At 52.7% G+C, this 292-nt stretch carries 1 protein-coding gene; it reads right to left on the bottom strand.

Annotated features, from left to right (window positions below):
• The coding region (locus tag AC0L20_RS40725; RefSeq protein ID WP_473295781.1) for a type II toxin-antitoxin system RelE/ParE family toxin at positions 1-191 on the bottom strand (191 nt) is incomplete at its 3' end.
• Positions 192-292 lie beyond the last annotated feature (101 nt).

The raw sequence follows: 292 nt of genomic DNA, 5'->3' as shown, positions 1-292 counted from the left end.
AAGTAAACCCTGTATCCAGGCCCGACAAAAACACGCATCTCACTCAAGCCATCGCCGACCGGCGCGCAATCGCCAAAATTATTCTCTTCGGCCCGGTCGAGCCGGGTCAGCAACGCTGCTTTTGCCCAAACGTCCTTCATGCCATCGAGCCATGTATCGAACTCCAGCGTCCTGCCAATCGTATTGATCACAAAGCCACATGTAGCCTACTGGCTACTCCCTGTTGATGCCAGCGAATTTTTTAGTGCGGTGTAGGCCGCAAGAAAAAAACCTAGTCAGCAATCAGCTGAGC

Source organism: Bradyrhizobium sp. Kon58 (genome assembly GCF_055807455.1).
Note: the sequence above shows the minus strand (reverse complement) of the source record. Positions and strands in the feature narration are given on the sequence as shown.